At 55.7% G+C, this 21,540-nt stretch carries 16 protein-coding genes and 1 pseudogene; 4 read left to right on the top strand and 13 right to left on the bottom strand.

From position 1 onward, the window contains the following. The first annotated feature begins 395 nt into the window (after positions 1–395). Entirely contained in the window at positions 396–1,247 is an 852-nt protein-coding gene (locus LAT75_RS09895; protein WP_291482500.1) for a hypothetical protein, read from the top strand. A gap of 353 nt (positions 1,248–1,600) precedes the next feature. Here the strand turns inward: LAT75_RS09895 and LAT75_RS09890 are convergent, their stop codons facing one another. The 3 genes from LAT75_RS09890 to LAT75_RS09880 all read right to left on the bottom strand — a co-directional run bounded on the left by LAT75_RS09890 (position 1,601) and on the right by LAT75_RS09880 (position 4,131). Then, entirely contained in the window at positions 1,601–2,788 is a 1,188-nt protein-coding gene (locus tag LAT75_RS09890) for a PQQ-dependent sugar dehydrogenase (protein WP_291482499.1), read from the bottom strand. Positions 2,789–2,991: 203 nt separating this feature from the next. Further along, on the bottom strand, positions 2,992–3,888 hold the full coding sequence (locus tag LAT75_RS09885; RefSeq protein ID WP_291482498.1) for a hypothetical protein: 897 nt from the start codon (positions 3,886–3,888) through the stop codon (positions 2,992–2,994). Between the two features lie 42 nt (positions 3,889–3,930). Beyond that, a complete protein-coding gene (locus LAT75_RS09880) occupies positions 3,931–4,131 on the bottom strand; it encodes a hypothetical protein (RefSeq protein ID WP_291482497.1) in 201 nt (66 codons plus the stop codon). Positions 4,132–4,586: 455 nt separating this feature from the next. Between LAT75_RS09880 and dcm the strand changes: the two genes are divergently transcribed. Genes dcm through LAT75_RS09865 form a run of 3 tightly spaced genes read left to right on the top strand, consistent with a single transcriptional unit; the run spans position 4,587 to position 9,936 of the window. Beyond that, positions 4,587–5,753, top strand: coding sequence for a DNA (cytosine-5-)-methyltransferase (gene dcm / locus LAT75_RS09875; RefSeq protein WP_363320550.1), 1,167 nt, complete (start codon positions 4,587–4,589; stop codon positions 5,751–5,753). Positions 5,754–5,759: 6 nt separating this feature from the next. After that, the gene (locus LAT75_RS09870; protein WP_291482495.1) at positions 5,760–7,568 is read left to right on the top strand and encodes a hypothetical protein; all 1,809 of its coding nucleotides are present in this window, start codon (positions 5,760–5,762) and stop codon (positions 7,566–7,568) included. Continuing rightward, positions 7,555–9,936, top strand: coding sequence for a DUF2357 domain-containing protein (locus LAT75_RS09865; RefSeq protein ID WP_291482494.1), 2,382 nt, complete (start codon positions 7,555–7,557; stop codon positions 9,934–9,936). The genes LAT75_RS09870 and LAT75_RS09865 overlap by 14 nt, the downstream gene beginning before the upstream one ends. On the opposite strand, the gene LAT75_RS09860 is transcribed toward LAT75_RS09865, so the two are convergent. The 10 genes and pseudogenes from LAT75_RS09860 to ilvB all read right to left on the bottom strand — a co-directional run bounded on the left by LAT75_RS09860 (position 9,878) and on the right by ilvB (position 21,379). After that, positions 9,878–10,342 (bottom strand): very short patch repair endonuclease, encoded by a 465-nt coding sequence (locus LAT75_RS09860; protein ID WP_291482493.1) that lies wholly within the window; start codon positions 10,340–10,342, stop codon positions 9,878–9,880. The two genes, LAT75_RS09865 and LAT75_RS09860, sit on opposite strands and share 59 nt — an antisense overlap. A gap of 71 nt (positions 10,343–10,413) precedes the next feature. Beyond that, on the bottom strand, positions 10,414–11,217 hold the full coding sequence (locus LAT75_RS09855) for an enoyl-CoA hydratase-related protein (RefSeq protein WP_291482492.1): 804 nt from the start codon (positions 11,215–11,217) through the stop codon (positions 10,414–10,416). Between the two features lie 590 nt (positions 11,218–11,807). Continuing rightward, positions 11,808–12,887: a 3-isopropylmalate dehydrogenase gene (leuB, locus tag LAT75_RS09850; protein ID WP_291482491.1), complete on the bottom strand. Its 1,080-nt coding sequence runs from the start codon at positions 12,885–12,887 to the stop codon at positions 11,808–11,810. Positions 12,888–13,108: 221 nt separating this feature from the next. Then, positions 13,109–13,669, bottom strand: coding sequence for a 3-isopropylmalate dehydratase (locus LAT75_RS09845; RefSeq protein WP_291482490.1), 561 nt, complete (start codon positions 13,667–13,669; stop codon positions 13,109–13,111). A 78-nt stretch (positions 13,670–13,747) separates the two neighbouring features. After that, positions 13,748–15,070, bottom strand: a complete 1,323-nt coding sequence (locus LAT75_RS09840; protein ID WP_291482489.1) for a 3-isopropylmalate dehydratase large subunit — start codon at positions 15,068–15,070, stop codon at positions 13,748–13,750. Positions 15,071–15,143: 73 nt separating this feature from the next. Beyond that, a pseudogene (locus tag LAT75_RS09835) lies at positions 15,144–16,292 on the bottom strand (2-isopropylmalate synthase); the annotation flags it as partial. Then, positions 16,289–17,893, bottom strand: coding sequence for a citramalate synthase (gene cimA / locus LAT75_RS09830; RefSeq protein ID WP_291482487.1), 1,605 nt, complete (start codon positions 17,891–17,893; stop codon positions 16,289–16,291). The pseudogene LAT75_RS09835 and the gene cimA, both read right to left, overlap by 4 nt. A gap of 4 nt (positions 17,894–17,897) precedes the next feature. After that, on the bottom strand, positions 17,898–18,905 hold the full coding sequence (ilvC, locus tag LAT75_RS09825; RefSeq protein WP_291482486.1) for a ketol-acid reductoisomerase: 1,008 nt from the start codon (positions 18,903–18,905) through the stop codon (positions 17,898–17,900). Between the two features lie 114 nt (positions 18,906–19,019). Continuing rightward, a complete protein-coding gene (gene ilvN / locus LAT75_RS09820) occupies positions 19,020–19,556 on the bottom strand; it encodes an acetolactate synthase small subunit (RefSeq protein ID WP_291482485.1) in 537 nt (178 codons plus the stop codon). A 23-nt stretch (positions 19,557–19,579) separates the two neighbouring features. After that, positions 19,580–21,379, bottom strand: coding sequence for a biosynthetic-type acetolactate synthase large subunit (gene ilvB, locus LAT75_RS09815; RefSeq protein WP_291482484.1), 1,800 nt, complete (start codon positions 21,377–21,379; stop codon positions 19,580–19,582). Positions 21,380–21,540 lie beyond the last annotated feature (161 nt).

The raw sequence follows: 21,540 nt of genomic DNA, 5'->3' as shown, positions 1-21,540 counted from the left end.
TCGTTTTTAGACGCTGACGCAATAAATGCGACACATGGGTTGATGGAGTGAGTTGCATAGAAGTGTTTTTAAAACAATATACGCATAAACTCCAACTATACTATAACAAAGTTAGTGCCATTACTCTTTAGAGGGGTGCCCCATGTTTATACTAATCAGGGTTTAAAGTCAGCTAAAACCTAAACTACATGAGGGTACCGCAAGCTTGCGGGGCGGGGTGTGAAGGAACCGGCGGCAGGCAGCAAGCCCCTAAGCTGAATTACAGGGAGCATCCCCAACCCGCCGCACCCTTTTGGAATACCCCCCATAAACCCATAAGTTACAGCGTGCTACAGTCCTGCTCATTCAGATGTGACTAAGACCAATCCCAAATAAAAAACCGAGGCAATTACACCATGAAAAAACAAAATCTGCAGAACATATCTTCCGCCAAATACTTTGTTGCGCTCGTACTCATGCTTCTTTTTCCGGCACTGCTTTCGGCGCAGCCTTCCGCTTCACAGCTCATCAGTGATATACAGCGCGCCAATGCCGGCTACCTCTCCGGGGTGAACACCCTTTCGTTTGTACCCGCCATTGAAGGGATGGGCTTTGTGATGCAGGAGCGCGAAACTTTCCGCAAAGTGACGGAGAACGGACACCCGAGGCTCGTAGGGGATGAGGAAAACGACGACATCAGCGTAATCGGCCTGCTGAACCTGAGCGCAGCCGACATTGCAACCCTCGTGAATGGCGCCGCCCGAATCGGCACCGAAACCCGAGACGGCAGCCGCATGATCACCCTCCTGATCGACGACCCGGCCGTAATCGAAACCCTGGGCGAACCCATGCAGGATGCGGGTGACGAAGCCGATATCGAAGATTTCAGCTTTGTTACCATGAAACTGTCGCTTGGTGCTTCCGATCACCTGCTGTACCACATCGAAAGCATCATGGAAAATGAGGACGGACAGCAGTTAGAAATGCATTTCAGCCTCGGGGAATACGAGCGACACAGCGGGCTGCCGCTGCCCGGCCGCGTAAGCATCACCATGAGCGGACTCGCCGCCATGATGGATGGCGAGGAAATGGCCGAGGCCCGGCGCGAAATGGAAGAAATGATGCGCGAGCTCGAAAACCTGCCCGAAGCACAGCGGAACATGATCATGCAGCAAATGGGCAGTCAGTTTGAACAGTTCGAGCGCATGATGGAAGCCGACGAAACCGGCTTCACCATAATCGTGCAGGATGTGCGGGTTAATGAGTAGTTTTTTCAGTGCGACAGTATGTCAGTGTGTCAGTGTGTCACTAAATTCATTAATTTCAATAGTATAATTCTTTCTTTCGCGGCTTTGCGACTCTGCGAGAAACCAAAATCCGCGAAAATCCTGCCCAATCCGCCCAAATCAGCGTGCCATCACCGCGCATAACCCAACGCCGGGTTTGCCGCCCTCATCCCCGGTCCTCTTCTCCCGAAAAGGTTTTGTTGGTTTCAGTCAAATTTTCGTGCCGGGAGAGGGGTGACTTTCTATCTGAGTTGGTTGCCTTCTTTAACCAAAATCCGCGAAACCCCCGCCTCCAATCCGCCCAAATCAGCGTGCCATCATCGCGCACACCAACATCACAACGGCTCAATCCGCAGCAGGCGGCCGTTTTCTTCATCAGTTAGCACGTAGAGGAAGCCGTCAGGCCCCTGGCGCACATCCCGCACGCGTGCACCTATGGTGAGCTTCTCCTCCCCCGTAACGGTCTCACCGTCGAGGATCACCCGGCGCACTTCCCCGCTCACAAGTCCGCCGCTGAACACATCCCCCCGCCAGCCCGGGAACACATCCCCCCGGTACACCACAAGCCCGCTCGGCGCCTGTGCCGGGGTCCACACCACCAGCGGATCGGTCATGCCGGGTTTGGCCGTTCTGCGTGTGATGCGCGTGAAATGGTACTCCCGGCTGTAGGTAACCAGCGGCCAGCCGTAGTTCGCGCCCGGCTGCAGCAGGTTCAGCTCATCGCCCCCGCGAGCGCCGTGCTCGTTCGCCCAAACGGCCCCGCTCAGCGGATCAACGGCTAGCCCCTGAATGTTGCGGTGACCCAGGGTCCAGATTTCCGGCAGCACAACCTCCCCTTCCGCATCAGCGGCTATAAACGGAGCCCCGGCCGCGGGCTGCCCCTCATCGGTGAGCTTCACCACCGTGCCCAGATGGTTGGCCGGGTTCTGCGCCTGCTCGCGAATCCATCCCCCGTCGAACCGGATGTAGTTGCCGCCGTCGGCAATGCTCACGAGCAGGTGTCCGTCGGGCAGCCACGCCATGCGCGAGCCAAAATGCTGATTGCCGGTCTTCGCCACATTGGTCTCAAAAATCACCTCCACGTCCATGAGGGCCTCACCGGTAAAAACGCCCCGCGCCAGGGTCGTGCGGTTGGCATCCTTATCGCCGGCGGCATAGGTGAGGTACACCAGCCCGTTTTCGGCAAACCCCGGATGCAGGCTCACATCCAGCAGTCCGCCTTGTCCGCTGGCGAACACCTGCGGCACACCGGCAACCGACTCAGGCAGCAGCAGCCCGTCGCGCACCAGCCGAAGCCGGCCGGGCCGCTCGGTGATGAGCATGTCTGTCTCATTCAGCCACACCACCGCCCAGGGATGCTCCAGCCCCTCAAGCACGGTCGCTGCCTGCCAGCCCGCTGCCTCGGGCACATCCCCCGAAAGCTGCAGCGGACCCTCCGGCGCACGGCAGGCCGAAACCAGCAGCAGCACGGCAAGCATCATCAAAAAGCGAAACGAAAGAAGCGTATAATCAGAGGTTTTCATGGGCAGTAGTTTTGGTTTTTTGGGTGTAGGGGGATGTGTACCGCTGCTGAACGAACAACCGGTGCCTGATACAAAGTTCAGCCGACCGCCTGCTTCCGTAAGGGGGCTCCGTGCTGAGGCCGCCGGGGCAGACCCGCACCGCCTTCCGGGGCAAAGGCTCACCGCTGAGGGGGAGGAGCTCCGGCACCAGCCGAAAGCCAGCTTCACCCGCTTTCCCGCTGATTCTGCTCGAGCCTGCTCAGGTACACGTAAATCAGCTGCGAGATAATCCCGGTGAGCAGGGCAACAGCCGCAATCCAGCCACCATAAATCGGATCGGCCGAGAGCGAAATCCGCAGGATCACCGTCGATGACACAAAGCCCGCATTCCGGAACAGCCGGGCATAGGTCTGGCTGAACATGAAGGACGCGATGAAAATAAACACATCGGCAAAAATCATCACCGTATAGAACTCAATAAAAAACAAGATGTTGAGATCAAGGGTGAAGGGCACCTCATAAAAGATGAGATCGTAGGCGGCCGAGACCAGCTGCCACACCGCAATAAAGGTGAGGCTGGTAAACACCACAACCAAAAACAGCGCTACCCGCTTTTTCAGGCTGATGAACTTGCCGATTTCCGCCTTTGAAATGGGCATCAGCCCCTGCCGCTTCAGGCTTACGTGATAAAAAACGCCGACCAGCAGAAACAGCAGCAGCCCGCTGCCGAGGTCCGTCGCAATCTGCAGAATCGCCTCTTTCTGCTCCGCAATCTGATCGAAGCTCTCGAAGTTGGAAATATCTTTAAACACCCGCCGGATGATGATGAGCGAAATAATTTCGTACTGCTTGCGGATGGATTCCGAGAAGGAGAGCGGCAGCGCCAGAATGAGCAGGTACACCTCGTACACCAGAATTACGCTGAAGGGCGTGTACAGGGCGGCCAGGTAGTTGGGGTTAAGGCCGCTGAGGTAGATGTTCTCCGGGAGGGTGTTCCGGAGGAAAATGAGAATGAGATGGCCGAAAAACAGCACAAAAGAAAGGTAAACCGTCCACTGCTCCGCCTTGTGCTTGACGGATTCATCGCTGAGAATCTGATAAAGGCGGTCGGATCGGTTCATGTTCGGCAAACAGGTGAGGGGCGGGCATCATTCATTCCATCCTTAACAAAGGTACGATAGCGCCGCCACAAACAGAAGCGGCATCTGCCGCTGAATCCATAAGCGTAGCTGAGCCTGAGCCTGTGCCGGCTCCCGCCGGAAACGTACCCTCCTTGTTGCCAGCTCCGTAAGCCGCCCGCTTGCCCCCTCCCGCCCCGATGCCGTGATAACCGGGTTGGAAAAATGCTGAATGCTACACGACATACGGCCGCTTGGCCTGATAAATCTCCACAAATCGGGGGGCGCAAGACCCCCGCTTGCCCGCCCCGGAAGTTTTTTCTAAGGGATGATCATCCCCGCCCTCTCCAGGCGACTCAGCCACCAAAGTACACACACCGCTGCACCTTCCCGCACCAGTAGCGGTTCGACATCAACTTGATGTTATTATATAACAGTTAATATAAGACAGAGGTTCTATAGTTAGATTTGAAGAATTTGATTAATTTGGTATCAATAGCATTACCCAAAGAAAATGGTTAAGTTAAATTCGAAGTAAGACCTGTAGCGAATAATGCTACCTTTTTTTTGCACATATATTTATTTTATCATAAATTGATTGTTCCGAATTAAATGATTTTCTTGTTTAATAATAAACTAAAAGTACAACAAAAGTGAAAGATATTCATGTCAATGATATTGAAAATAATAAAAAACAACTTGTGCTTAAATTTCGAAAGCCTTGGATTGAGCGAACATTTAATAATCCATCAAAAGTCATTAATCTTGCTACTTGCTTTTCAGGCATAGGTGCCATTGAATATGCTTTTAAACGATTAAATCTTAAGACTGACATTGTATTTGCTTCTGACATAGATAAGTTTGTTAAGCAAAGTTATTTTGCAAACTATGAAGTTGATGAGCAGAATTGGTATGATGATGTTAAAGACATTGAAGGAAAAAAATATAAAAACAAAATCGATATTTTGGTTGGAGGAACACCATGTCAGTCATTCTCAATGGTTGGGAAAAGAAGAGGACTGGAAGATACTCGCGGAACGTTATTCTATGATTTTGCCAGACTTATAAAAGAGTGTCGGCCTAAAGTATTTATATTTGAAAATGTAAAAGGATTAATAAATCATGATGGGGGAAAAACATTTAATATAATAAAATCTACATTTGATCAAATAGGCTATAGGTACTATTATCAGTTACTAAACGCAAAGGACTACGGAATTCCTCAGCATAGAGAAAGAATATTTATAGTTGGATTTAGAGATAAGGATTATAATTTTCATTTTCCTGAACCAATTGACCTTGAGTACAGTATGCAAGATTTTCTAGAAGATTATACAGATAGTAAATATTATTTAAAAAAAAAGGGGGTAAAGTTTGTTACAAGTACGAAAAACAAAAATAAAAGATATACTCAAATAAATGGCGAAATAGCCCTATGCCAAAAGGCTAATCAGCAGTTTAATTGGCATGGTGATTTTATTTTTGAACCAAAAGAGGCTGATGTCTGCGAATTTGTTTTTGATGTGAATGCTGTTGAAGAAAAATATTATTTGTCTGAAAAAGTAGAAAAATATGTACTCAAAAGCGGTACAAAAAATTTTAAAACGTCAACTAAAACAGATTTAACTGTTGCTCGTCCACTTTTGCAATCTATGCATAAAATGCATAGGGCAGGTGTTGATAATTATGTAACACATACTGGTCGTATTAGAAAATTAACACCAAGAGAATGTTTACGGTTAATGGGTTTTGGAGATGATTTTAAGCAGGTTGTGAGTGACACTCAAATGTATCGACAGGCTGGTAATAGTATTGTTGTAAATGTATTGATTGCAATATTGAAAGAAATTGATATAACAAATATTTAAATTATTATGGATATGTCAGATCCTATTTGTAGATGGAGAAACCCTTACTTGAAAACTGTTCGTGAGTTAATTGACTTGTTGCCTAAAGAAAGTATGCCTTCAGAAGCTATGAGAAGCATTGTAACTGAGTCGTTTAAGAAATTAATGGATAATGACGAGGCGAGTTTTTTTACGACACCATACCAACTTGCATGTCAACTTGGATTGTATTGTGAAAATAATGATATGTACTACCCGCGATTTTACCATAGGCCATCATTAACTGAGATTAATGATTATTTAAATAATTGGATGACTCGATACTATGCTCCTAATCCGTATACAAAAAGTTTTTCTAAAAATTCTAGTCCAATAGTCATTAATTCGGCTTTAATTGATGAATTTAGAAAAAATAAAAGTCATAAAAAAGAATTAAAAGAACTTGTTGAAAAATTATGGCCTGATGACAAAATTGGTAATTTAGATATATTGAAAAATACAATTAATTCCTATTCTATTTTTTTTGAGATTAAGACGATAAATAAAAATGATGTTGTTTTAATTAAGGAAGGTGTTGAGTTAAAGGATCTTGAGGATTTTAGTTGCGGGCAACCAGTCTCTATAGACAGAAAAAACAAAGTTGACTTTTTTAATCACTTTTCTATTCACGGGAAAAATTTATTGGTCTTAGATAAAATATATTTTAAAAGTGATGATTTCGTTCTGTTAGCATATAATATCGGTCTCAAGTTTGATAAGCAATTCATCCACCGCTTCATCGCCTCTCTCCTCACAAAACCCTTCGTAATTCTCACCGGGCTTTCGGGTTCGGGTAAAACCAAGCTGGCACAGGCGTTTGTGCAGTGGATTTCCGCTTCCGAAGAGCAGTACTGCATCGTGCCGGTCGGGGCCGACTGGACCAACAGGGAGCCGCTTCTGGGGTATCCCAACGCGCTTAAAGATGCTGAATATGTGAAGCCTGAAAACAGTGTGCTTGATCTCATTATAAGAGCGCAGAGCAGACCCGATGAGCCGCACTTTCTCATTCTGGATGAAATGAATCTGAGCCATGTAGAGCGCTATTTTGCTGATTTTCTGAGCGCGATGGAATCGGGCGAAGCAATTCCGCTGCACAGCGGCTCCGGCGACTGGCAGGGCGTACCGTCCGCCGTGCGGCTGCCGGATAACCTGTTCATCATCGGTACGGTCAATATTGATGAAACCACCAATATGTTCAGCCCCAAGGTGCTGGACCGCGCCAACACCATTGAGTTCAGGGTGAGCAAGACCGATATCAACCTGTTTCTGCTTGAGATGAAGCCCCTCAAAATGGACGTCCTCAAAGGGAAGGGCGCCAATATGGCGGCTTCTTTTCTGGAGATGTCCCGCAACAAAACTACCGGTGAGCGTGCAGCAGACGGCATTAATGAGGCCCTGCTGCGGTTCTTTGATGAGCTCAGCAAAACAGGCGCAGAATTCGGCTACCGCTCAGCCTCTGAAATCATCCGGCTCATCCGTCAGCTTGAAGCGGTTGGTGCAGCCGACAGCCTGAGTGAAGGCGAAAAGGCCGAAAACGCGTATCTCGATATTGCGGTGATGCAGAAGCTGCTGCCCAAGCTGCACGGATCCCGGCGGAAGCTTGTGCCGGTGCTCAAAACGCTGGCCGGCATCTGTTTGGTGAATCAGCCGGCTGACATCGTAAAAGAGGTGTTTGGCGTACCGAAATATGCTGAGATTAATCCAGATAAGGTAAAGTATCCGCTTTCTCTCGAAAAGATCAGCCGCATGTATCAGAGTGCCATCGATAACGGTTACGCAAGCTATGCTGAAGCCTGAGCCTGCCCCCGCTGCGGTAAAGAGCGGCATACTCCGTATTCCGCTTGATGAAATTGAGGAAGGTTTGGTCCTCCTCATCGAAGAGCGCAGGCCGGGCACGCTGTTTGAGCTTGAAGCCCCGGAAGAAGGGTTTCGGGAAGCGCCGCATCAGCTTCTGGAAGGGCAGTTTTATGACTACGAGTTCAGCAGTAAGTCGTTTTGTTTCAGTGAAAGAACAGAGGGGTATGGCCGCATTATCCATCCCCGCCGGAGCAGGCCGCACATGGGCACCCTGGAGCCCAATATTTTTGTAGGCACCCTGCAGCTCAGGGTTGCCCGCAAGGAGCGCCCGGAGGAAAGCCTCGGGTTTGTGCAGCTGGAAGTGCAGTCGGTAAAAACCGGCTACCGGGATGATTACCGCAACATGCTCGAATACATCACCGACCGCTGTACCGCCCTGCTCATGCAGTCTGATTCGCCGGTATCGCAGCTTTTTGAAACGGATTATGAGGGCGATTTTGAAAGCCTCTATCAGCGGTTCGCGTTTATCCGCTCGGTTGTGGGGTCAGATGATTTTGCCGCGGCTGTGCACCGGATTGTTTCCGCCCCGGTTACCGGCTGGAAGGAAACAACCGAAAAGCAGGATATCCGCCGCATCCGGCGGTTTTCGTCGTCCGGCATCCGGGAGATCACGCAGGGCCGCAACCGTCAGCAGCTGCCGAACCGGCATCCGCTTGCAAAACAGGGCATCCCAACGCTGCCCGCCCGCATCCAAAGCAGTATCAAAACCGATTCGGTTGATACGCCTGAAAACCGCTTCATAAAACACGCCCTCGAAAGCTTCACCCTGTTTTGTGCCGGCATCCATGCGCGCTCAGCTGAGCAGCCGGGTTCGGCCCTGCATGCAGAGTCGGGCGAACTGGTGAACCGGCTGGAAAGCTGGCTGCAGCACAGCATGTTTGGCGAAGTTTCAAGACCGGCCACGCTGCGAATCAACAGCCCGGTTCTGCAGCGCAAGAGCGGCTACCGCGAAGTGCTGCGTGCCTGGCTGATGTTCGATCTCGCGGCCCGGCTGATCTGGAAAGGCGGGGATGATGTGTACAAAGCCGGCAAGAAAGACATCGCAACCCTCTACGAATACTGGCTTTTCTTTCAGCTCACCGATCTCTTCAGTTCTATGTTCAGCCTGAATCAGAAAAGCCTCGATCAGCTGATTACCGCCGACAGCAGGCGGCTCAACCTCACCCTCAGGCAGGGGCGTGAAACCATACTGAAGGGCATTTTCCGGTCAGAGAGCCGCGCCCTGCAGGTGCGCTTCAGCTACAACCGCACCTACGGGGGCAATCCGCAGGTGAAAAATTATCCGGGCGCCGGCAGCTGGACCACCGCCATGCGTCCCGATTACAGCCTCACGGTGTGGCCGGCCGGCATCAGCGAAGCCAAAGCAGAGGAAGAGGAGCTGATTGTTCACATCCATTTCGACGCCAAGTACAAGGTTGAGAATCTGGCTGATTACCTGAAGGCAAGGGCTGAGGCAGACCCGGAAACACTGAACGAGGAGAAGACCGATGAGCGCAAGGGCAGGCATAAAAATGCGGACCTGCTGAAGATGCACGCCTACAAAGATGCCATCCGGCGCACGGGCGGGGCCTATGTGCTGTATCCGGGTGAAATACCGGTGAAGCGGCAGGGGTTCCATGAAATCATCCCCGGTCTGGGGGCTTTTCCGGTAAAGCCATCGAAGGATGAAACAGGTATCGGAGAGCTGAGGGTTTTTGTGGAGGAAGTAATCCGGCACTTCATTAACCGCTCGAGTCAGCGCGAGAAACTTGCGCTGCGTATCTGGCAGGTGCATAAAGAGGAACCGGAAGATGCGCCGGGAATGATGCGGTTTTTACCGGAAGCCTACGGCACGCAGCGCACACACATACCCGATGAAACACCGGTTCTGGTTGGCTACTGTAACCGGCCGGAGCAGCTTGTGTGGATTAGGGAGAAAAAGCTTTACAACTTCAGAACAGACGGGGGGCAGGGCTCGCTGGTGCTTGATGCCAGAACAGTAAGCGCGAAATACCTGCTGGTTCACATGAAAGAACAGACCGAAACAGGCGAGCTTTGGGAGATTGAGTCAGAGGGTCCGGAGGTATATTCAAAAGAAAAGATGCTGGAAAAGGGCTATCCCAACCCATCGCAGCCGTACTATCTTGTGGTTAAACTCAGAAAGGTTTCGGCAGCTGAACTAAAGGGGCTGAAATGGTCTCATGTGCGCCTGAAGGCCTATAAAGAAGGCCGGTCAAAAGGGGTGCCCTTCACCGTAACCCTCAGTGAGCTCATGGCTGTGAGCCTTTCGGATGCGGGCCTGAGCCGGAGCCGGCGGATGGCACCGTGATTTCCTCATAAACCCGCTTCAGTGTCTCCTCCGCGGCCCCGCCACGGAGCCCGCATTCCCAAACGACAATCACCTTCCATCCCAAAGCCCGGAGTTCTGCCTGAACTTCCGCGTCGCGCGCGCGGGTTTTGCTGATTTTGGCCTGCCACCATTCTGTGCGGGTTTTGGGCATCACAAATTTAGGGCAGCCTTCGTGTCCGTGCCAGAAGCAGCCGTTCACAAAAACTGCCGTGCGGTATTTGCGGAAGGACAGATCCGGCTTGCCGGGCAGCTTTTTGCTGTGCAGCCGGAACCGCAGCCCAAGCCGGTGCAGCCCTGTTCGCAGCCGCATCTCCGGCTTCGTATCCTTAGACCGGATGCGGCTCATGTTGTAACTGCGGGTCTCAGCGCTGTGCACATCGGCCATGCTGCTAAACTGCCGGGTTTGTTTCGTGTTTAAGATGCGGGTTTACTGCTGAGGAAAAATCTCCCATCCCCCTAATCCATCCAGCCGGGTTTGCGTTTTTCGAGGAAGGCCTGAAAGCCTTCAAAGCCCCAGGGGCCGTCGAAAATCTGCCGCTGATAGCCGGCTTCGCGCTCGAGGGCTTCTTCGTAGGTACCGGCGGCCGCTTCGTGTATGGCGCGCTTGCCGAAGCGGAGGGCGTCGGGGCTTTGCTGCGCGATGCCGGCGGCATAGGCGAGGGCCTGCTGCAGGAAAGCGTCGCCTACGGCGGGCAGCACCCGGTTCACCAGGCCGCACTGCAGGGCGGTTTCTGCATCTACGGTTTCCCCGGTGAAAATCATTTCCTTGGCGCGGGCCTGACCGATGAGGCGCTGCAGCATCCAGGTGCCGCCGCCATCGGGGATGAGGCCCACGCGGATGAACAGCTCCGCGAAGCCGGCCTGAGGCGAAGCCAGCCTCAGGTCGCAGGCCAGGGCGAGGTCGAGCCCGATACCGGCTGCCATACCGTCGGCCGCGGCGATCACGGGCAGCTTCAGCGCACGGATGCACCGCAGTGCGGGTCCGTAGCTCTCGAGCAGGATCTGCATCGCTTTTTCCGGGGTGAGGCGGGCCTGAAGCGCACTCTTGATGTCGGCCCCGCTGCAAAACGCGCCCCCGGCTCCGGTGAGCAGCACCACCCGGATCTCGGGATCGGCCTCCGCGGCAAGCAGCGCCTCCCGCAGCTGATTCATGGTATCGGCATCAACCGCATTCCGGATTTCGGGGCGGTTGAGCGTAAGCAGCGCAACGCGGCCGCGGGTTTCGCGGAGCAGTTTGGGAGCAGTTTCGGGAGCGGACATAAAACGGGATGTTTAGAATGAAGGATAAATGCACACCTCCATTTTACTAAAAATCCGGCAGACGCCCCGCAGAAAGATGGCACGCGGATCGGGGCGGAATATATTTCACGCAAAGAGGCAAAGAAGCAAAGGTTTCAGGTTTCTGGTTTCGAGTTTCGAGTTTCGAGTTTCAAGTTCAGAGTTCAGAGTTCAGAGTTCAGAGTTCAAAGTTCAGGGGTAAGTAATTGTGAATCAGTTTATTATAGGTGTCTTTTGACCTTGATGCATTCCGCATATTGCTGCGGGCTCCTATATCCCGGAGGGATATCATATGGGTAGAAAAAAGCCGTCGCCTCCTATTTTCTGTGTGCCGTAGGTACACCATGTGCCCGCCGGAGCCTGAGCGGTCACGGCGACCCCGCAGAAAGATGGCACGCGGATTTTGCGGATCGGGCAGGATTAGCGCGGATTTTTTCTCACACAAAGGCGCAAAGGTTTCAGGTTTCAGGTTTCAGGTTTCAAGTTTCAAGTTCAGAGATAAGTTATTATAAATCAATTTATTAGTGACACACTGACACACTGACATACTGACATACTGACATACTGAAAATTTACCCCAGGACTTCGGTTATTTTATTTGTCATTTCAAGGGTGCTAAGATTGGTTTGATTTGCGGCGGCGAGGTCGGCGCAGCGGTGACCGGCTTTGATGACGGCTGCTACGGCGGCATCTATGGCGTCGGCGGCTTCGGGCTGCTGCAGGGCGAGGCGGAGCATGAGGGCTACCGAGAGGATGGCAGCGCAGGGGTTGGCGATGCCTTTGCCGGCGATATCAGGAGCGGAGCCGTGAACCGGCTCGAACAGGCCGCCGCGTTCGCCGGTGCTTGCGGAGGGCAGCATGCCGATGGAGCCGGTCAGCATCGCAGCCTCATCACTTAAAATATCCCCGAACATGTTCTCGGTGAGGATTACGTCGAACTGTGCGGGCCGGCGCACGAGCTGCATGGCGCAGTTATCCACGAGCATGTGTTCGAGCTGTACCTGCGGGTATTCGGCGGCGATTTCATTCACCACATCGCGCCAGAGGCGGGAGCTTGCGAGCACGTTGGCTTTATCGACGGAGGTGAGTTTGCCGCGCCGCTGACCCGCGAGCGCAAAGGCCGTGTGCGCGATGCGCGCGATTTCGTCCTCGTCGTAGCGCAGGGTATCGACCGCGGAGCGCCGGCCTTCGGGCGTTGGCCACGGACCCTTGGGCCGTGCGAAGTACAGGCCGCCGGTGAGTTCGCGCACCACCATGAGGTCAACATCTGTGAGCAGTTCGGGCTTCAGGGGGGAATACTCCGCCAGCCCCTCGGGGATGCGCACCGGCCGCAGGTTGGCGTACACGCCGAGCCCCTTGCGCAGGGCAAGCAGGCCGGACTCCGGCCGCATCGCCCCCTCAAGATGGTCCCACTTGGGTCCGCCAACGGCCCCGAGAAAAACGGCGTCGGCCTGCTTGCAGGCTTCCAGTACGGTTTCGTGCAGGGGCGTACCCTGCGCATCAATGGCCGCGCCGCCAATGGCATAGGCCGTTTTCTCTAGCGTGAAGCCGAACCGGGCCCCGGCCGCATCGGCAACAGCAAAGGCGGCCTCCGTTACTTCAGGCCCGATCCCGTCACCGGGAAGGACAGCGATTTTGTAAGTTTTATTCATTTTATCAGTATCTCATTATTTCAGTGTGTCAGTGTGTCAGTGTGTCAGTGTGTCAGTGTGTCAGTATGTCAGTGTGTCATTTTTTGATCACGCTCTGATGGCACCCTGATTTAGGTGGATTTTTATTCACGTAAATACGCAACGTGTTTTGATGTCAATGCAAATACTGAAAAATCAATATTATAGCGACACACTGACACACTGACATACTGACATACTGTTTAAAACATCTTGTGTTTGCGTGCATATTCGAAGATGCCGCCGGCTTCTACGATGTCGGCTACGTCGCCGAGGGGGCGCAGCGGGTATTTTTTGCCGCCGGGCTTGTGGTGCAGCAGGCTGAGTTCGCGGTCGATTTCGAGCTCGTCGCCGGTTTTTACCAGGCCGCTGAGGTCTTCGAAGCATTCGAAGGGAATCACGAAGCCGCCGTCGATGGCGTTGCGGTAGAAGATGCGGGCGTAGCCGGGGGCGATTACGGCCTGTATGCCGGCCTGCTGCAGGGCGAAGGGGGCGTGCTCGCGGGAGGAGCCGCAGCCGAAGTTTTTGCCCGCTACGATTATGGTGAACTCCGATTCGAAGGTGTCGGGCCGGGTGAAGGGCACCCCGCCCTGCGGCAGACCGCTTTGGGCATCCGGCACGCCGCTGAGGGCGTAGCGGCCGTAAAAGCGCCGCTCTTCGGGGTCTTCGAGGCTGTACACAAGGTGCTGCGCCGGGATGATTTGGTCGGTATCGATGTCATCACCCAAAACAAAGGCTTTTCCGCTGATGGGTTTCGGTTTCATGCTGCTGATTTTTTTTTGAGGTTTGAAAAAGGAAAGAGAAAAAGAGGAAGCGTTACGGAGGGCGGAAGCGCGCCTGCCTCAGCCCACGGCTACGGGCAGGTAGTCGCGCGGGTCGGCGATGGTACCGCTTACCGCTGAGGCGGCTACGGTATAGGGCGAGGCGAGATAGACCTGCGATTTTTTGGAGCCCATGCGGCCGGGGAAGTTCCGGTTGGTGGTGGAAATGCAGATTTCTTCATGGTTCAGGCGGCCGAAGGTGTCAGAAGGGCCGCCGAGGCAGGCCGCGCAGGAGGCTTCGCCCATGTGGCAGCCGGCCTGCTCGAAAATATCCCAGAGGGTTTCGCCCTCGAAGGTTACTTCGCGCAGCTGCTGCCGCACCTGCGTGGTGGCGGGCACAACGTAAGTGTCGAGCCTGAGCGGGTTGCCTTTAATGATGCGCGCCGCGGCCTCGAAATCGCTGATTTTGCCGCCGGTGCACGAGCCGATGTAGGCGCGGGTGAGCTTCGTGCCGCGTACTTCAGTAACCGTGGCCTTGTTGTCGGGCGAGTGCGGTTTGGCGACCATCGGCTGCAGATCCTTCGATTTGTAGTGGCGCACGCTGTGGTAGCGTGCATCCGTGCTGTTGAAAACCGGCTCGTATTTTTTGTCCGTTTTGCCGGCGAGGTAGTCGAAGGTGGTCTGATCCGGCTCCACCACGCCGTTCTTGCCGCCGGCCTCAATCACCATGTTGGTGAGGGTCATGCGGCCTTCCATATCCATCGCCATCACGCCATCGCCGGCAAACTCCATGGCCCGGTAGGTTGCGCCGTCCACCCCGATATCGCCGATAATCTGCAGGATGAGGTCTTTGGCCATAATCCAGGGCGGAATTTCCCCCTCAAAGATGAATTTCATGGTTTCGGGCACCTTCACCCAAAGTTTGCCGGTGCCCATAATGAAGGCCGCGTCGGTGTTGCCGATGCCGGTGGCGAACTGCCCGAAGGCGCCGGCGGTGCAGGTGTGCGAATCGGTGCCGAACAGCACCTCGCCCGGCCGGGTGAAGCCCAGCTCCGGCATGGCCACATGGCACACGCCCTTGTAATTTTCGGTGCCCACATCATAATAATAGGGCAGCCGCTGCTCGCTCGCGAAATCCCGCAGGATGTCGATGTTGCGGTTGGCGTACACATCTTTGGTGAAGATGTAGTGATCGGGGATGATCACGAGCTTCTCGCGGTCCCAAACGGCGGCGTTTTTGCCGAATTCTTTTTTGAAGATGCCGATGGCCGGCGGACCGCACACATCGTGCGTGAGCAGCACATCCACATCAACCCAGACGGTTTCGCCCGGGCTTACGGCGGCTTTGCCCGAGGCGCGGGCCAGTATTTTTTCGGTTAAGGTCATGCCAGTGTTCTTGTTCATAGCAGCAGGGGAGGGATTAGCGGTAGAATAAGTTTTGGATGGATTCGTGCACGAACTGCGCCCCCATTTCGGTGACGCCGTTGTTGGAGAGGTAAATGAGATCGGAATCGGTGATGATCTTCTTGTTGTCGGTGAGCTTGCTGAAGTTGCGGTACACCACGTCCAGCTCTTTGGGGGTGAAGCTGTAGCCCAGCCGCCTGAGGTGGCTGTTGAGGGCGTTGCGGCCTGAGTGCTTGCCGAGCACGATGCGGCTTTCGGGCACGCCCACTTCTTCCGGCTTCATGATTTCGTAGTTGAGCGGGTTTTTGAGCATGCCGTCCTGATGGATGCCGGCTTCGTGCGCAAAGGCGTTTTCACCCACGATGGCTTTGTTGGGCTGTACCTTCACCCCGGTGATCTCGGTGAGCATCCGGCTTGTGGGGTACAGCAGCTCCGTTTGGATGCCGGTTTCCCGGCCGAACGCCTGTGCGCGGGTGCGCAGCGCCATCACCACTTCTTCCAGCGAAGCATTGCCGGCCCGCTCGCCTATGCCGTTGATGGTGCACTCCACCTGATCGGCCCCGTTGCGCACGGCCATAAGGGAGTTGGCCGCCGCCATGCCGATGTCGTTGTGGCAGTGTACGCTCAGCTGCGCTTCGTCGATGTTGGGCACCTGCACGCGGATGCGCGCAATCAGCTCGCCGAACTCCCAGGGCATGGCATAGCCCACGGTGTCGGGCACGTTCACAACGGTGGCGCCGGCCTCAATCACGGCTTCAAAAACTTCACAGAGGAAGTCCGGATCGGTGCGGGAGGCATCCTCCGCCGAAAACTCCACATCCTCACAATGCGATTTCGCGTAGCGCACCGCCTGCACGGCGGCCTCAAAAACCTCAGCGCGGGTTTTGTTGAGCTTGTGCTTCAGGTGGATGTCGGAAGTCGCAATAAACGTGTGGATGCGGGGTTTCGCGGCGGGTTTAAGAGCCTGCCAGGCACGGTCGATGTCCTTTCGGTTCGCCCGTGCGAGGCCTGCAACGGTGCTTTGGGTTACGTGACGGGCAATTTCACGAACCGACTCAAAGTCGCCGTCGGAACAAATCGGGAAGCCGGCTTCCATCACATCAACGCCCAGTTTTTCGAGCTGTAGTGCGAGCTGTAGCTTTTCCTGTTTGTTCATACTGAAACCGGGAGCCTGCTCACCATCCCGGAGGGTGGTATCGAAAATGCGGATTTGTTTTTTCATGATGCGTTGGGTTGGGGTGATGGGTGCCGGAGCGGGACCTGCTGTTGCTGCAGGAACCAGGCGTAGCTTTCGATCAGCGCCTGATGACTCGCTTCCATGATGTTTTCGGATACGCCTACCGTGCTCCAGGCTTTGCCTTCGCAGGAGGATTCAATCAGTACCCGAACTTTTGACCGGGTGCCGTCGCCGCCGTTGAGTACGCGCACCTTGTAATCGGAAAGGTGCATGCGGCTGATGGCCGGGAAAAATTTGGACAGGGCCTTGCGCATGGCAAGGTCGAGCGCGTGCACGGGACCCACGCTTTCGGCGGCCGTGTGCTCGGTGATGCCGTTCACATCCAGGCGGATGGTCGCCTCAGATCGGGCCGGGTCGCGCTCATTTTTTTCGATGAGGATGCGGAAGCCTTTCAAGGCGGCGGGGTCGGTCCATTCGTTGAGCCGCCGCCGGATGAGCAGTTCGAGCGAAGCCTCAGCGGCCTCAAAAGCGTAACCTTCGTGCTCCAGCTGCTTGAGCTCGCGCACGATGCCGGCCGCATCGCCCGCACGGGCTTCGAGGTCGATGCCGAGTTCCTCGGTTTTGTAGCGGATGTTGCTGCGCCCCGAAAGGTCAGACACCAGCACCCGCCGGCTGTTGCCTACGGTTTCAGGGGTGATGTGCTCGTAGGTCTCGGGCTTCTTCATCACCGCGCTCACGTGTACCCCGCCCTTGTGGGCGAAGGCGCTGCGGCCGGTAAAGGCCTGCGCGGCATGCGGCACGCGGTTGGCCAGCTCGCTCACAAAATGCGACAGGCCCGTAAGCTGCGCCAGATTTTCACCGGGGATGCAGTCGTAGCCCAGCTTCAGCTGCAGGTTGGGGATCACCGAGCAGAGGTTGGCGTTGCCGCAGCGCTCGCCGTATCCGTTGATGGTGCCCTGCACGTGCCGGCAGCCCGCTTCGACTGCGGCCAGGGCATTGGCTACGGCCAGCTCTCCGTCGTTATGCGGGTGAATTCCGAGCAGGCCGCCCGGGAAACGGGCTGCGACCTGCTGCACGGCGCGCCCGACGGCTCCGGGAAGGCTGCCGCCGTTGGTATCGCAGAGCGTGAGCACATCCGCGCCGCCTTCGTGTGCGGCTTTGAGGGTTGCGAGGGCGTACTCGGGATCGTCGGCAAAGCCGTCGAAAAAGTGCTCGGCATCGTAAATCACGTACTTGCCGTGCGCCTTCAGAAAGCGGACCGAGGCGAAGATGCGCGCGAGGTTTTCGCTGCAGCTGATGCCCAGGGCCTGTTCGGCATGCAGCCGCCAGGTTTTGCCGAAAACCGAAACGGCCGGGGTTTCGGCTTCGAGCAGGGCGGCGAGATTGGCGTCTTCCGCGGGCTCGCTGCCCCGGCAGGTGCTGCCGAAGGCCACGATGCGCGCGTGCCGCAGCTGCAGGCCGTGCGCCTTCCGGAAGAAGGCCATGTCCCGCGGGTTGGAGCCCGGCCAGCCGCCCTCGATGAAATCAATCCCGAAGGCATCGAGGCGGCGCGCAATCCGGAGCTTGTCCTCCGCCGAAAAGCTGACGCCCTCGCCCTGCGTGCCGTCCCGCAGTGTGGTGTCGAAAAGATCAATCTTGGGTTTCATGGCGCTACCCGTCGGCCTGCGGTTTTTTGCTGATCCAGCTCATCATGCTGCGCAGCTGCCTGCCGGTATGCTCGATGGGGTGCGCGGCCTCGGCATTGCGAAGGGCGTTCATCACCGGGCGGTTGGCGCGGTTTTCCAGAATCCACTCGCGGGCAAATTCTCCTTTCTGCACTTCGGCCAGGATTTCTTTCATCCGGGCTTTGGTGCCGGCGTCGACCACGCGCGGACCGCGGGTCATGCCGCCGAACTCGGCCGTGTCGCTCACCGAGTAGTACATGCCGGCGATGCCGCCTTCGTAGAGCAGATCCACAATCAGCTTCAGCTCGTGCAGGCACTCGAAGTAGGCGATTTCGGGCTTGTACCCGGCCTCGGTGAGGGTCTCAAATCCGGCCTTGATCAGCTCCACGGCCCCGCCGCACAGCACGGCCTGCTCGCCGAAGAGGTCGGTTTCGGTTTCCTCCCGGAAGGTCGTTTCAATCACGCCGGCCCGGGTGCCGCCCACGCCTTTGGCATAGGCCAGCGCGGTTTCGGCGGCTTTCCCGCTCGCATCCTGATGCACCGCAAACAGGCAGGGCACGCCCTGACCCTGCTCAAACACCCGGCGCACCAGATGGCCCGGACCCTTGGGCGCCACCATGAATACATCCACATCGGCCGGCGGCTGAATCTGATTGAAGTGAATGTTGAAGCCGTGCGCAAAGGCCAGCGATGCGCCGGATTTCAGGTTGGGGCGCACATCCCGCTCAAAAACCTCGGCCTGCGTTTCATCCGGCAGCAGCATCATTACCACGTCGGCTCCCTTCACCGCTTCGGGCACTTCCTGCACGGCGATGCCGTCGCGGGCAGCGGTTTCCCGCCTCTTGCTGCCGGCCCGAAGGCCCACAACCACGTCAACGCCGTTATCGGCCAGGTTACGGGCGTGCGCATGCCCCTGACTGCCGTATCCCAGAACAGCTACTTTTTTCCCGTTTAGCAGCTCGAGGCTGGCGTCGTTATCATAATAAAGTTTCATAGCAGAAGATTGATTTTATTGAATTTAGTTTGATGTGTGCCGGATGGAATCTTCCTGCCGGCTTTGTTTGAAGGATTTTTTTATAAAGAAGGGTGAGGGGGAAGCCGGCCGGCCTCAGAGCCGGATGCGGGCGCCGCTTTCGTATTCGCGCTTCATGGCAACGGTGCCGGTGCGGGTCACCTCCTGAAGGTCGTAGGGCCGCAGCATCTCGATGGCGGCATTCACCTTGTCGGGGCCGCCGGTCACTTCCACGGTGAGGGTGTGCCCGCTGATGTCCACAATCTTTGCCCCGAAAATGTTGGCGACCTGCGTCACTTCGGTGCGGCGTTCGGGCAGGCAGGCGACCTTCACCAGCGCGAGCTCGCGCTCCACGAAAGAATCGTAGGTGAGGTCGTGCACTTCGAGCACATCCACCAGCTTTTCGAGCTGCAGCACAATCTGCTCAATAATTTTCTGATCGCCCTGCGAGGTGATGGTGAGGCGGGCGTTTTCCGGCTCCTCGGCATCGCCCAGGCTGATGGTGTCGATGCTGTAGCCGCGGCCGCTGAACATGCCCACAATGCGGGCCAGGGTGTTGAAAGCGTGCCGCACCTTGAGCGTGAGCGTGTGCTGAATCGGCCGGTTGATGTCGGCTCCGGCGGGTTTGTTCATGAGTAAGGTCATGTCGGGGGCGCTCAGGGGTTTGGGGTTACGGGCAGGGGGGTATCCACCATTTCATGCACGGCCTTGCCGGGCGGAATCATGGGATAGACGTTTTCCTCTTTGGTGACCTGAATGTCGAGTACAACGGGCCGGTCGGTGATGGCTTCCGCCTTGCGGATTACGTGCCGGAGTTCATCCGGCGTTGTTGCGCGGAACCCAACGGCGCCCCAGCACTCGGCCATCTTCACGAAATCAGGATTTCCCTCTTCGAGGTCGGAATGGGAGTAGCGGCCTTCAAAAAAGAGCTCCTGCCACTGCCGCACCATGCCGAGGAAGTTGTTGTTCATCACCGCAATTTTTACGGGGATTTTGTAGCGCACCGCGGTTCCCAGCTCCATAGCGGTCATCTGAAAGCCGCCGTCGCCCACAATGGCGTACACTTCGCGCTCGGGGAAGGCGACCTTCGCGCCCATAGCCGCCGGGAAACCAAAGCCCATGGTGCCGAGTCCGCCCGAAGACAGCCAGCTGCGCGGGTGATTGAATTTGTAGTACTGCGCAGCCCACATCTGATGCTGCCCCACATCGGTGGAGATGATGGCCTCGCCCCGGGTTTCTTCCGAAATGATTTCCATCATCTGCTGCGGCGCGATGCCGTTTTCCGGCTTTTGGTAGCGCAGCGGATGCTCGCGCTCCCACTGCCGCAGCTCGGCCATCCATTCGGAGGTATCGTTGCGGCTCACCAGTTTGTTGAGCTTCTGAAGCGCGGTTTTGGCGTGTGCAACGATGGGGATTTCCACCTCGACGTTCTTGTTAATGCAGGCGGCATCGATGTCGATGTGGATTTTGCGTGAGTGCTGCGAAAAGCCGTCGATGCGACCGGTTACGCGGTCGTCGAAGCGGGCGCCAATGGCAAGCAGCACGTCGCAGCTCTGAATGGCCATGTTGGCCTGCCAGGTGCCGTGCATGCCCAGCATGCCCAGCGAAAGCGGGTCGGTTTCGGGAAACGCGCCCAGGCCCATGAGGGTGGTCGTGACCGGAATCTGCGTGATGCGGGCCAGCTCGCGGAGTTCTTCCCAGGCCTCGCCCATCATCACCCCGCCCCCGGCGTAAATCAGCGGACGCTTCGCTTCCCGCAGGAGTTCGGCGGCCTGCTCGTAAAAGCCGTTCTGCAGCGGACTAATCACATTCCGGCTGTTTGGGTTTTCGGCTGCGGGCGCGCTGTGGGGCACATAGCTGCCGGTGCTGAGCAGCATATCTTTGGGCAGGTCCACCAAAACCGGACCGGGCCGGCCGCTCGCCGCAATGTGGAAGGCTTCGGGGATGATGCGTCCCAGCTCGTTCACATCCTTCACCAGGTAGCTGTGCTTGGTGATGGGCCGTGTGATGCCGATGATGTCGGCTTCCTGAAAGGCGTCGTTGCCGATCATAGCGGTGGGCACCTGACCCGTGAACACCACCATCGGGATGGAATCCATCATGGCTGTGGTGATGCCGGTTACCGCGTTGGTGGCACCGGGCCCCGAGGTTACGAGCACGACACCGGGCTTGCCGGTTGCGCGGGCGTAGCCGTCGGCCATGTGGGTGCCACCCTGCTCGTGCCGCACGAGGATGTGCCGGAGTTCGGGCTTTTTGTAGAGCTCGTCGTACACGCCCAGCAAAACGCCGCCGGGGTAGCCGAAAATGGTGTCAACGCCCTGATCAAGCAGTGCCTGAATCAGAATCTGACAGCCGGTGAGGGTTTGGGAGGCTTCGTGCTCACGGCTGATTTCGAGCTGTCGCAGCTTGGGTGCAGCAGCTGCGGAGGAGGGGGAGGTGGCTTGCAGTGGTTTCATAGGCCCGGTGTTTTCCCAGAGGCCAGAACCTGGAAGCCGATAAAATTTTTACGTAAGCATTAATTTTGGCTGTGGGCTGACCTCTGGATTCATTATTTGTTTAGAATTAGAATGAGTAGTCCAGAGACAGCCGCAGCAGGTAGCAGAATAATTAGTCCGCT

The organism is Cyclonatronum sp. (assembly GCF_022565315.1).
Lineage (GTDB): Bacteria > Bacteroidota > Rhodothermia > Balneolales > Cyclonatronaceae > Cyclonatronum.
Note: the sequence above shows the minus strand (reverse complement) of the source record. Positions and strands in the feature narration are given on the sequence as shown.

Coding starts and splice junctions, on each gene's coding strand:
- LAT75_RS09895 (WP_291482500.1), top strand. CDS start 396: ATGAAAAAACAAAATCTGCAGAACATATCTTCCGCCAAATACTTTGTT.
- LAT75_RS09890 (WP_291482499.1), bottom strand. CDS start 2,788: ATGAAAACCTCTGATTATACGCTTCTTTCGTTTCGCTTTTTGATGATG.
- LAT75_RS09885 (WP_291482498.1), bottom strand. CDS start 3,888: ATGAACCGATCCGACCGCCTTTATCAGATTCTCAGCGATGAATCCGTC.
- LAT75_RS09880 (WP_291482497.1), bottom strand. CDS start 4,131: ATGTCGTGTAGCATTCAGCATTTTTCCAACCCGGTTATCACGGCATCG.
- LAT75_RS09870 (WP_291482495.1), top strand. CDS start 5,760: ATGGATATGTCAGATCCTATTTGTAGATGGAGAAACCCTTACTTGAAA.
- LAT75_RS09865 (WP_291482494.1), top strand. CDS start 7,555: ATGCTGAAGCCTGAGCCTGCCCCCGCTGCGGTAAAGAGCGGCATACTC.
- LAT75_RS09860 (WP_291482493.1), bottom strand. CDS start 10,342: ATGGCCGATGTGCACAGCGCTGAGACCCGCAGTTACAACATGAGCCGC.
- LAT75_RS09855 (WP_291482492.1), bottom strand. CDS start 11,217: ATGTCCGCTCCCGAAACTGCTCCCAAACTGCTCCGCGAAACCCGCGGC.
- leuB (WP_291482491.1), bottom strand. CDS start 12,887: ATGAATAAAACTTACAAAATCGCTGTCCTTCCCGGTGACGGGATCGGG.
- LAT75_RS09845 (WP_291482490.1), bottom strand. CDS start 13,669: ATGAAACCGAAACCCATCAGCGGAAAAGCCTTTGTTTTGGGTGATGAC.
- LAT75_RS09840 (WP_291482489.1), bottom strand. CDS start 15,070: ATGAACAAGAACACTGGCATGACCTTAACCGAAAAAATACTGGCCCGC.
- cimA (WP_291482487.1), bottom strand. CDS start 17,893: ATGAAACCCAAGATTGATCTTTTCGACACCACACTGCGGGACGGCACG.
- ilvC (WP_291482486.1), bottom strand. CDS start 18,905: ATGAAACTTTATTATGATAACGACGCCAGCCTCGAGCTGCTAAACGGG.
- ilvN (WP_291482485.1), bottom strand. CDS start 19,556: ATGAACAAACCCGCCGGAGCCGACATCAACCGGCCGATTCAGCACACG.
- ilvB (WP_291482484.1), bottom strand. CDS start 21,379: ATGAAACCACTGCAAGCCACCTCCCCCTCCTCCGCAGCTGCTGCACCC.